The organism is Pseudomonas sp. H3_A02 (genome assembly GCF_054671965.1).
This window is the reverse complement of record NZ_CP162807.1, coordinates 6,049,058-6,061,653: the sequence shown is the minus strand read 5'-3', so window position 1 is coordinate 6,061,653 and position 12,596 is coordinate 6,049,058. Positions and strand designations below refer to the sequence as shown.

Here is a 12,596-nt window from a genome sequence, read left to right as displayed (position 1 = left end):
GTTTCTATACCGCTGCGGAGCCTACCCGTCCCTTGCGCAGCGCATCGATCACCGCGTCCTTCGGCCCATCCGCCACGATCCGGCCGTTATCCAGCACCACCAGGCGGTCCACCAGGCTCAGCATCGAGGTGCGGTGGGTGACCAGCAGCACGGTCTTGCCCTGCACGTGGGTGTGAAGCTTCTGCCGCAAAACGTCTTCACTGCTGTTGTCCATGGCGCTGGTGGGTTCGTCCAGCAGCAGGATCGGTGGGTCGAGCAGCAAGGCCCGGGCCAGCAGCACGGCTTGGCGTTGGCCGCCGGACAGCAGCTGCCCGCGCTCGCCCACCGGCCGGTCAAAACCTTGGGGGTGCTGGCGCGCCAGTTCGGTGACACCGGTCAGCTCCGCCACTTCCAGCATGCGCGCATCACTGATGTAGCGGGCGCCCAGGGTGAGATTATCCCGCAGGCTGCCGGCCAGCAGCGGCAGGTCATGGGCGACGTAGCCGATCTGTTGGCGCAGGTCGGCGACGTCCAGTTGCCGCAGGTCCAGCCCGTCCAGCAGCAACTGGCCTTCCTCTGGTGCATAGAAACCCATCACCAGGCGCGCCAGGGTGCTCTTGCCCGAGCCGCTGCGGCCGATGATCCCGACCCGTTCGCCGGGCTTGAGGCTGAAGCTGACGCTCGCCAGCGCTGGGGCGCTCTGGCCGTTGTAGTGGAAGGTCACGCCGCTGACGTCCAGTGCGCCCTGCAACTGGGTGCGATCCAGCGGCCGCTGCTTGGCGTCACGCTCCTGGGGCAACGCCATCAGGGCGTCGGTGCTGCGCATAGTGAGCTGGGCTTGCTGGTAGCGGGTGATCAGCCCGGCGATCTGCCCGAGGGGGGCGAGGACCCGGCTGCCGAGCATGTAGGTCGCCACCAGCGCGCCGACGCTGAGGTTGCCGGCGATGATGCTGTAGACCCCGGCGACGATGGTCGCCATGCCCGCCAGTTGTTGCAGGAACAAGGTGCCGTTGGTCGCCAGCGCCGAGAGGTTGCGCGCATGGCTGTCCAGGCGGGTGAGGGCGCCGTGGGTGCTTTCCCAATGATGCTGGCGCTCGCTTTCGGCGCTGCAGGCCTTGAGGGTTTCCAGGCCGCCGAGGGTTTCGATCAGCAGGGCCTGGCGCTGGGCGCCGAGGGCCAGGCTTTTTTCCACGGTGTCGCGCAGGCGCGCCTGGATGATCATCGCGAAAACAATGGTGATCGGAAACGCCACCACGGGAATCACCACCAGCCAGCCGCCCAGCAGGCCGATCACGATTAGCATCAGCAGGGCGAAGGGCAGGTCGATCAGGCTGGTGAGGGTCACCGCCGTGAGGAATTCGCGCAGGCCCTGAAAGTCGTGGATGCTCTGGGCGAAGCCGCCGATGGTCACCGGCTTGGCCTTCATCGCCATGCCGGTGATGCGTTCGAACAGCGTCGCGGAAAGAATCACGTCGGTTTTCTTGCCGGCGGTGTCCAGCAGATGGGCGCGTACCACCCGCAGCACCAGTTCGAAACCGGTGCCGATCAACAGCCCCACGGCCAGCACCCACAAGGTCGACGTGGCCTGGTTCGGCACCACGCGGTCGTAGGTCTGCATGACGAACAGCGGCACCATCAGCCCCAGCAGGTTGATCAGGAAACTCGCCAGGATCGCGTCGCTGTACAGCCAGCGCGACAGTTTCAGGGTGTCGCGAAACCACGCCTCGACCCGTGGCACCAGCGGGGCGCGCAGGTCTTCGAGTTCATGACGCGGCCGGGCGAATAGCGCCTGGCCGCTGTAATCGTTGATCAGTTCCTCGCGGCTGACCCACTGTTCGCCACCCTCGGCTTCGCTGGGCAGGATCAGTGCCTTGCCATCTTCGCCCCAGCGCCGCAATACCGCGCAGCGCCCACCCGCCAGGATCAGCATCACCGGCAGGTTCAGGGGTGAGATGTCCGCCAGCTCACGACGCAGCAGCCGCGCCTGCAAGCTCGCCCGGGCCGCTGCGCGGGGCAGCAGGTCCAGGCTCAAGCGTTGGTGCGCCATAGGGAGCCCGGCGCTGAGGCTGGCGCGACTGACCGTCGCGCCATGGAGTTTGCAGAGGATCAGCAGGCCGTCCAGCAAGGGATCATCGAAGTTCAGGCGCGGATCGGCGCCGGGGATTGTGGGTTCCATGCTGGTCACGTCGGTCGCTCCCATTTGTGTGGAGGGGGGCTACTTCAGTTCCGGCAGCCGTGCCTGGTTCTTGACTTCGGTTTGCGCGACCGTATCGGCAGGCAGCACGATCCGTTGTTTGTGCAACAGCAGGCCCATGTTCGCCAGCACCCGGTACATCGAGTACTCCTCGGTGTAACGCACTTCGGTGTAGCGACGGTTGGCGTTGTACAGCTCGTTTTCGCTGTCGAGCACGTCGAGCAAGGTCCGTTGGCCGAGACCGAACTGATCCTGGTACGCGGCACGCACGCGGGAAGTGGTTTCGGCGTATTCGCGGGCGGTGGGGGTCTGTTTGCGGGCGTTGAGCATCGCGTTCCAGGCCAGCCGCGTGTCTTCGTTGAGCTGGCGCAGGGCATTGTTGCGGATGTCCATGGCCTGGTTGATCTGGTGGGCGTTGGATGCCAGCCGTGCCTTGTCGCTGCCACCGCGGAACAGGTTGTAGTTCATCACCACGCCGACCCGCCAGTTGTTGTCGTGGCCTTCTTCGCCGCCGAGGTTGTTGTTGGCGCCCACCGCCGCTTCGGCATCGAAGCGCGGGTAGAACGGCGACTTCGCCACTTCATATTGGCTCTCGGCGGACTGTATGTCGGCCTGGGCCGATTTCAGGTAGGGGTTGTTATCCACCATGCTTTGCTGGGCTTCGCGCAGGTCGGCGGGGATTTCGCCTTTGGTCGAGGGCGGCGTTTCCAGCTCATCGGGCATGCGCCCGACCACGCTGTAGAAGTTCGCCTCGGCGTCGGCCAGGTCCACCTGGGCGGTGTCGTAGTTGTTTTCCGCCAGGGCGCGACGGGCATTGGACTGGTCGGAGTCGGCCGTACTGCCCACCCCGCGCTCGGTGCGCAAGCCGATCTGGTCGTTGACCCGCAGGTGCGCCTGCAGGTTGTTCTTGGCCAGGGTCACCAGCTCGCGACGCTTGAGCACTTCCAGGTAGACCTCGATGGTGCGCAGTGCCAGATCCTGGGCAGTGCCCTGGGCGTAATAGGCCCGGGAGTTGACCACGCCTTGGGTGCGCTGCACTTCATTGGCGGTGTTGAAGCCGTCGAAGATCATCTGCCGCAAGCGCAGCTCCGATTGGGTGTAGGTCAGGATATTGGTGTGGTGGTTGCCCAGCGCCCGGGTGTTGGTGTTGTCGCTGTAGCCACGGCCATAACCGGCATTGAGATCCACCGACGGGAAAAAGCCCCCTCTGGCGACCTTGACGTCTTCATTGGCCGACAGACGGCTGTCCACCCGTTGCGCCAGTTCCGGGTGAGTCGCGATGGTGCTCTGGATCGCTTCGGTCAATGACATGGCCTGCGCCTGAGAAGAGCAGGCCATGGCCAGCAAAACCGCGCTGCAGAGGGGGGTTAGAACGCGCATGGGGTGCATCTCCTGAGGTCTGTAGTGCTTCGCTTGTCGCCAAAATATTGACGTGTTTAAGATCAAAACCGTTTCAACCTTGTAACAACACAGCTAAGAACATCCTGAGCAAAACCTAAGAAGAATTTCTCATAAGGCTTATTCCGAAAAAAACTTATGTACTTAAAAAAAACCGGCACATTGTTCAAAGCGAAAGCCTTTGAATCTGCGGGTTCTGACGGATTTTAGGCGTCAATAAAAGTTCCATTCAGCTTTTTAAGCGACGTGAAGAAGTGCCGAAAGGGCGATGTGAGAAGCGGTTTTTTGTGACGGTTTTTTGTCGTTTAGGCGAAATGCCAGCACCTTCTGCTATCCCGAAAGCTGGCAGATTTTCCAGCTTTTTTGGTCGCCAAACCTAAGGACGAATTCTTCACCCAGACAGGTGCCGATTGCGGTCGGCAACGGAGGAAATGCACATGGCAGCGCTCATCGGTATCGTCAGCAAAGTAGTCGGGCAAGTTTTCGCAGAAGCGGCCGGTGGCCTGCGGCGGCCTTTGGTCGAAGGCGATCGGCTCTATGCCGGCGAACACTTGGTCACCGGTGCCGAAGGGGCCGTGGCGGTTCATCTGCAGAACGGCCAGTCATTGACCCTGGGCCGCGGAAGCGACCTGACTCTGACCCCGCAGCTGCTGGCCAACCATGCGCCTCATGTCGATACGCCCGACACGACGACGCCGAGTGACGCGCAACTGACCGATGTGCAAAAGCTGCAGCAAGCCATCGCCGCCGGAGCCGACCCGACCCAGACCGGTGAAGCCACCGCTGCTGGCCCCGAAGGTGGTAACCCGGGGGGCGTGGGCGGTGGGCACAGTTTTGTGCTGTTGGAAGAAGTTGGCGGGGAGGTCGATCCGCTGATCGGTTTCCCGACGGCCGGGTTCAATGGGATTCCCGAGTTTCCGCAGCTACGCCTGGCCGGTGACCCGGATAACACTGGCGACGATGCAACCGTGCCGCCAGTGACCCCTGAGACGCCGGACAACCCCGTGACCCTCGACGGGGTCAACGTCGAGGGCGGCGAGCTGACTACCAACGAGGCCAATCTGGCCGATGGTTCGGCCAGCAATCCGGGGGCGCTGGTGCAAAATGGCACCTTCACGGTGTCCGCGCCTGACGGGCTGAGCAGCCTGAGCATCGGCGGCATCAACGTGATCAGCGGCGGTGTGCCCGCAGGCTTTCCTCAAACCATCACCTCGGCGCTGGGCAACACGTTGACCATCACCGGTTATGACCCGGCTACGGGAGTGGTCAGCTACACCTACACCCTGACGGACAATGAAACCCATCCTGCCGGTGGCGGTGCCAATAACATTACCGAGCAGTTCCCAGTGGTGGCCGTCGACACTGACGGCGATACGGCCACCGGCACCCTGGACGTCAACATCACCGATGACGTGCCCCAGGCGATTGATGACAGCCACGCCAGCACGGCGTCGGAAACCCTGGTCACTCTTACCGGCAACGTATTGCCCAACGACCACCAGGGCGCCGACCGGATCCCCACCGGCCCCGACAGCGGGCCGATCATTGGCGGGACGTTCACCGGCACCTACGGCACGCTGGTGCTCAACCCCAACGGCACGTACACCTACACCCTGAACACCAGCGACCCGCAATTCGTCGCGTTGCATGGCGGGGGCAGCGGCACCGAAACCTTCACCTACACCCTGACCGACGCCGACGGCGACACCAGCACCGCGAACCTGGTATTGCAGGTGCACAACAACGACGATCCGGTGGTGTTGGTGGGCTTGGATGCTGAAGGCGGTGAGCTGTCGTTGCAGGAGAAAAACCTCAGCGACGGCAGCAGCCCGGACGCGTCGGCCCTGACCCAAAGCGGCACCTTTACCGTGACCGCGTTGGACGGTGTGCAGACCCTGAGCGTGGGGGGGATCAATGTGGTTGTAGGTGGTGTGGCAGCGGGTTTCCCTCAGTCCATCACCACCGCACTGGGCAACACCCTGACCATCACTGGCTACGACGCCGCTACCGGTGTAGTGAGTTACAGCTACACCTTGCTGGACAACGAAGCTCATCCAAATGCCAATGGCGCCAACAGCGTTAGCGAGCAATTCGCCGTAGTTGCCACCGACGACAACGGCACCACCGCCAACGGCAATTTGGACGTGAACATCGTCGACGACCTGCCCAAGGCCGTAGATGACAGCAACGCCAGCACGGCTTCGGAAACCCACCTGACCCTGACCGGCAGCGTCCTGACCAACGACACCCAAGGGGCGGACCCTGTAGCGTCCGGCCCAATCACCCCCGGCACCTTCACTGGCACTTACGGCACCCTGGTGCTCAACGCCGACGGCTCCTACACCTACACCCTCAACACTGCCGATGCCGACTTCAAAGGTTTACATGGCGGCGGCAATGGCAGCGAAACCTTCACCTACACCCTGACCGACGCTGATGGCGACACCAGCACCGCGAACCTGGTGCTGCAAGTGCACAACAACGACGATCCGGTGATCATCACCGGCCTCGACACCGAGGGTGGTGAGCTGTCGTTGCAGGAGAAAAATCTCAGCGATGGCAGCAGCCCGGATGCATCGGCTCTGACTCAAAGCGGGACGTTCACCGTGACCGCGTTGGATGGTGTGCAGACCCTGAGCGTGGGTGGCATTAATGTGGTGACGGGTGGCGTAGCAGCCGGTTTCCCACAATCGATCACCACTGCTCTGGGCAACACCCTGACCATCACCGGCTTCAACGCCGCTACCGGTGTAGTGAGTTACAGCTACACCTTGCTGGACAACGAAGCCCATCCAAACGCCAACGGCGCCAACAGCGTTAGCGAGCAATTCGCCGTAGTTGCCACTGACGACAACGGCACCACCGCCAACGGCAATTTGGACGTGAACATCGTCGACGACCTGCCCAAGGCCGTAGATGACAGCAACGCCAGCACGGCTTCGGAAACCAACCTGACCCTGACCGGCAGCGTGCTGACCAACGACACCCAAGGTGCAGACCATGTAGCGTCCGGCCCAATCACCCCCGGCACCTTCACCGGCACTTACGGCACTCTCGTGCTCAATGCCGACGGTTCCTACACCTACACCCTCAACACTGCCGATGCCGACTTCAAAGGTTTACATGGCGGCGGCAATGGCAGCGAAACCTTCACCTACACCCTGACCGACGCTGATGGCGACACCAGCACCGCGAACCTGGTGCTGCAAGTGCACAACAACGACGACCCAGTGATTATCACTGGCCTCGACACCGAGGGCGGTGAGCTGTCGTTACAGGAGAAAAATCTCAGCGATGGCAGCAGCCCGGATGCATCGGCCCTGACTCAAAGCGGGACGCTCACGGTGACCGCGCTGGATGGTGTGCAGACCCTGAGTGTGGGTGGCATCAATGTGGTGACGGGCGGCGTAGCAGCCGGTTTCCCACAATCGATCACCACTGCTCTGGGCAACACGCTGACCATCACCGGCTACAACGCCGCTACCGGTGTGGTGAGTTACAGCTACACCTTGCTGGACAACGAAGCCCATCCAAACGCCAACGGCGCCAACAGCGTTAGCGAGCAATTCACCGTAGTTGCCACCGACGACAACGGCACCACCGCCAACGGCAATTTGGACGTGAACATCGTCGACGACCTGCCCAAGGCCGTAGATGACAGCAACGCCAGCACGGCTTCGGAAACCCACCTGACCCTGACTGGCAGCGTGCTGACCAACGACACCCAAGGCGCGGACCCTGTAGCGTCCGGCCCAATCACCCCCGGCACCTTCACTGGCACTTACGGCACCCTGGTGCTCAACGCCGACGGCTCCTACACCTACACCCTCAACACCGCCGATGCCGACTTCAAAGGCTTGCACGGCGGCGGCAATGGCAGCGAAACCTTCACCTACACCCTGACCGACGCCGACGGCGACACCAGCACCGCGAACCTGGTGCTGCAAGTGCACAACAACGACGATCCGGTGATCATCACCGGCCTCGACACCGAGGGCGGTGAGCTGTTGTTGCAGGAGAAGAACCTCAGCGACGGCAGCAGTCCGGACGCATCGGCTCTGACTCAAAGCGGCACGTTCACGGTGACGGCGCTGGACGGTGTGCAGACGTTGAGCGTGGGCGGCATCAATGTGGTTATGGGTGGTGTGGCAGCGGGTTTCCCTCAGTCCATCACCACGGCGTTGGGCAACACTCTGACCATCACCGGCTTCAACGCCAGCACGGGCGTGGTCAGCTACAGCTACACCTTGCTGGACAACGAAGCCCATCCAAACGCCAACGGCGCCAACAGTGTTAGCGAGCAATTTGCCGTAGTTGTCACCGATGACAACGGCACCACCGCCAACGGCAATCTGGACGTGAACATCGTCGATGACTTGCCAACCGCTCATGCTGACTCCGCCTCGGTGGATGAAGGCGGGACGGTCAGTGGCAACGTCCTGAACAACGATGAAGGCGGTGCCGACGGGCCGGCTGCGAGCGGTGCGGTGATCGGCGTGCGTGCTGGCAACGACACCTCGACCCCGGCGATTGGCGGCCTGAATACCCAGATCAACGGCACCTACGGCTACCTGACCCTGGACGCCAACGGCAACGCCGTCTACCACAGCAACCCGAACACCGTCAGTGCCCCAGGTGCAACCGATGTTTTCACCTACACCGTGCGCGACGCCGATGGCGATGAAAGCACCACCACCATCACCATCGATGTTCATGACGTCTGCCTAGTCGCCACGCCCGACCAAGAAATCAGTGTCTACGAAAAAGCCCTCGACCTGAACCAGGACGGCCAGGACCTGGCTCCCGGCACCGTCACCGGCAGCGCTCCGAGCGCCACCAGCGAGACCGCCAGCGGCAGCCTCGTCGGTTCGATCAGCGGTGCCGTGGGCGCAGTAACCTTCGCGCTGGTGGGCAACGCTACGGGTGCTTACGGTCAACTGTCGCTTCAGCCTGACGGTTCGTATACCTACACCCTGACCTCGCCAGCCACCACCACGCCTCACGCCAACGATGGCCCGAATGTGCTGAGCGAAAGCTTCACCTATCAGGCCACGGATTCCTTGGGCAACACGGTCACCAGCACCATTGTCATCGACATCGTCGACGACGTGCCCAACGCCCATGCCGATTTTGCCTCGGTACTGGAGGGTGGCACGGTCAGCGGCAATGTGCTGGACAACGACGTGCTTGGCGCGGACGGTGGCATGGTGATTGGCGTGCGCGCCGGTAATGACACCTCTAACCCTGCTGTCGGTGGCCTCAACAGCCAGATCAACGGCACTTACGGCTACTTGACCCTGGACGCCAACGGCAACGCCGTCTACCACAGTAATCCGAACACCGTCAGCGCCCCGGGCGCGACCGATGTCTTCACCTACACCGTGCGTGACGCCGACGGCGACGAAAGCACCACCACCATCACCATCGATGTCCATGAAAGCTGCCTCGTTGCCACATCGGACCAGGAAATCAGCGTCTACGAAAAAGCCCTCGACCTGAACCAGGACGGCCAGGACCTGGCCCCCGGCACCGTCACCGGCAGCGCTCCGAGCGCCACCAGCGAGACCGCCAGCGGCAGCCTCGTCGGTTCGATCAGCGGTGCCGTGGGCGCAGTAACCTTCGCGCTGGTGGGCAACGCTACCGGTGCTTACGGTCAACTGTCGCTTCAGCCGGACGGTTCGTATACCTACACCCTGACCTCGCCAGCCACCACTACGCCTCACGCCAACGATGGCCCGAATGTCCTGAGCGAAAGCTTCACCTACCAGGCCACGGACTCCTTGGGCAACACGGTCACCAGTACTATCGTTATCGACATCGTCGACGATGTGCCCAAGGCCCACTGCGATTTCGCCTCGGTGGTAGAGGGCGGGACAGTCAATGGCAACGTGCTGGACAACGATGTACTCGGTGCCGACGGCGGTGCAGTCATCGGTGTGCGTGCCGGTAACGACACCTCGACCCCGGCCATCGGCGGCCTGAACAGCCAGATCAACGGCACCTACGGCTACCTGACCCTGGATGCCAACGGCAACGCGGTCTACCACAGCAACCCCGACGCTGTTGGCGCCCCCGGCGCGACCGATGTCTTCACCTACACCGTGCGTGATGCCGATGGTGATGAGAGCACCACGACCGTCACCATTGACGTGCACAACAGCTGCCTCGTCGCGGAAACCGACCACGACATTACCGTCTACGAAAAAGCCCTCGACCTGAACCAGGACGGCCAGGACCTGGCCCCCGGCACCGTCACCGGCAGTGACCCGAGCGCCACCGGTGAAACCGCCAGCGGTAGCTTGGTCGGGTCGGTCAGCGGGGCCACGGGCGCCGTCACCTTCACCCTGGTGGGCAACGCCACGGGTGCCTACGGCCAGTTGTTGCTCCATCCTGATGGTTCGTACACCTACACCCTGACCTCGCCAGCTACGACGACGCCCCACGCCAATGATGGCCCGAATGCTCTGAGCGAAAGTTTCACCTACCAGGCCACGGACTCCCTGGGCAACAGCACCACCGGCAGCCTCGTGGTGAGCATTGTCGATGATGTGCCAAAGGCCGTTGCGTCCGAGCGTTCGGTCACGGCGGTGGAGGTCGATTCGAACCTGCTGATCGTGCTCGACGTCTCCGGCAGCATGAAAGACGCCTCCGGCGTGCCGGGGCTCTCGCGGATGGAGTTGGCCAAACAGGCGATCAGCGCCTTGCTCGACAAATACGACGACATGGGCGATGTGAAAGTCCAGCTCGTGACCTTCAGCGGCAGCGCCACCGACCAGAGCACCATGTGGGTGGATGTGGCAACTGCCAAGACGCTGATCTCCGCGCTGAACGCGCACGGCGACACCAACTATGATGCTGCCGTAGCGATGGCCAAGACTGCGTTCGCAAATTCCGGCCAACTGACCGGCGCACAGAACGTCGGCTATTTCTTCTCCGACGGCAAGCCGACCTTGGGCGAAATCGGCACGGCAGACGAAACCGCTTGGAAAGCCTTCCTCGACGCCAACGGCATAAAGAACTACGCCATTGGCCTGGGCAGCGGCGTCAGCAATGCTCACCTCGACCCGCTGGCCTACGACGGCAGCGCCCACACCAACACCAACGCGGTAGTGGTCACCGACCTGAACCAGCTCAACTCGGTGCTCTCCGGCACCGTGCAAGGCGCGCCGGTTACCGGCAACCTGTTGGATGAGGGGGGGTCGTTCGGCGCCGATGGCGGGTTTATCAAAAGCCTGGTGGTCGATGGCACCACGTACAGCTACGACCCGACGGCCAACGGTGGTCACGGAGCACTGACCGCCAGCGGCGGGCTCAACCATGGCTCCTTCAATACCGCCACCAATACATTGAGCATCGCCACCGACCACCACGGTACTTTGGTGGTCAACCTGGATACCGGTGCGTTCAGCTACACCTCCCAGACGGCCACCAGCACCTTGATCACCGAGCACATCGGCTACACCGTCAGCGACCATGACGGTGACCTGGCGAGCTCTAACCTGGTGATCAACGTCGTGCCCAACAGCCCTCCGATCGCTGTTGACGACAACATCATCACCAACGTGCTGTCGGGCAACATCGTGATCCCGGGCGAATTGCTGCTGGGTAACGACAGCGACGCCAACGGCGATCCACTCACCGCATCACCCACCAGTTTCAATACCGGATGGGTCGCCAAAGGCGCGGACTTCACCGGCAGCACCGGCACGGCCAGCTTCACCGGCAACAACGTGCAGTCGATCAACCTCAGCCGCAGTGCCTTCGTCGCCAATACCGCGAGCATGACGGCGATGCTGGTGGTCAGCGGTGCACTGGGGATGGTCTCCAACAACAACGCCAACGATGAAGACCGCCTCAACATCAGCCTCAAACAGGGCGAAACCCTCACCCTGGACCACAACCTGTCGGCCGGTCGCATTGCGATGGAGTATTCACTCAATGGCGGGCCCTTCATCGCGATCAACGATGGAGCTTCTTTCACCGCGGCAGCGGATGGCAATTACCAGATCCACGTCACCAACATTGCCAATCCCGGCGGCGGTAATGCCAACGCTGCGGAAAACTATCAACTGACCCTGACGGTCGACTATGCCGGGGCGCAGGACAAAACAGCGGATTACCACGGCAGCTACACCGCCAGCGACAACCACGGCGGCAGTGACAACGCATCGGTAGGCATCAGTTATCAGGCGGGCCATACCCTGACGGGCACCAGTGGCGACGATGTGCTGTTGGCCGGCAACGGCGACGACACCCTCAACGCCGGCGACGGCAACGACATCCTCAGTGCCGGTTCGGGCAACAACACCTTGCATGGCGGGGCAGGGGATGACGTGCTCTACAGCGGCACGGGCAATGACCTGCTCGATGGCGGCAGCGGTAACGACACCGCCAGCTACGCCCATGCCACATCAGCGGTCACGGTGAACCTGGGACTGTTGGCGGCGCAGAACACCCTGGGCGCCGGCACCGACACCCTGGCCGGCATCGAAAACCTCGTCGGCTCGAACTTCAATGACACCCTCACGGGCGATGGCGCCAGCAACCGCATCAACGGCGGACTTGGCAACGACGTGCTCAATGGCGCTGGTGGCGACGACGTGCTGATCGGCGGCTTGGGCAACAACACCCTCACCGGCGGCAGCGGCGCCGACACCTTTCAATGGCAGGCGGGCAACAGCGGCCACGACGTGATCACCGACTTCGCGCTCGGCGTCGACAAACTCGACCTGTCCCAACTGTTGCAAGGAGAGAACGGCAGCGCGGCGTCACTGGATGACTACCTGCATTTCAGCGTGAGCGGCAGCGGTGGGTCGGTCGTCACCAGCATCGACGTCAGCGCCATTGCCGGTGCCACGCCGAACCAGACCATCGACCTGGCCGGCGTCAACCTGGCCAGCCACTACGGCGTCACGCCGGGCGCGGGGGGAATCATCGGTGGAGCGGACACGGCGACCATCATCAACGGCATGTTGAATGATCATTCGTTGAAGGTGGACACGGTGTGAGGGCTGCTGTGGCGAGG

The 12,596-nt window shown here is 62.7% G+C and carries 3 protein-coding genes; 1 reads left to right on the top strand and 2 read right to left on the bottom strand.

Features of this window, described 5'->3' with window-relative positions:
* Positions 1 to 4: 4 nt before the first annotated feature.
* Both AB4N80_RS26550 and AB4N80_RS26545 read right to left on the bottom strand, forming a co-directional pair.
* Positions 5 to 2,164 carry a type I secretion system permease/ATPase gene (locus tag AB4N80_RS26550; protein WP_460079672.1) on the bottom strand — a complete coding sequence of 720 codons (2,160 nt, stop codon included), beginning with the start codon at positions 2,162 to 2,164 and terminating at the stop codon, positions 5 to 7.
* Positions 2,165 to 2,194: 30 nt separating this feature from the next.
* Positions 2,195 to 3,553 (bottom strand): TolC family outer membrane protein, encoded by a 1,359-nt coding sequence (locus AB4N80_RS26545; RefSeq protein ID WP_122569049.1) that lies wholly within the window; start codon positions 3,551 to 3,553, stop codon positions 2,195 to 2,197.
* 455 nt (positions 3,554 to 4,008) lie between these two features.
* Here AB4N80_RS26545 and AB4N80_RS26540 point away from each other — a divergent pair, with 455 nt between their 5' ends.
* Complete coding sequence (locus tag AB4N80_RS26540; protein WP_460090356.1) at positions 4,009 to 12,579, top strand: retention module-containing protein; 8,571 nt, start codon at positions 4,009 to 4,011, stop codon at positions 12,577 to 12,579.
* Positions 12,580 to 12,596: the final 17 nt, after the last annotated feature.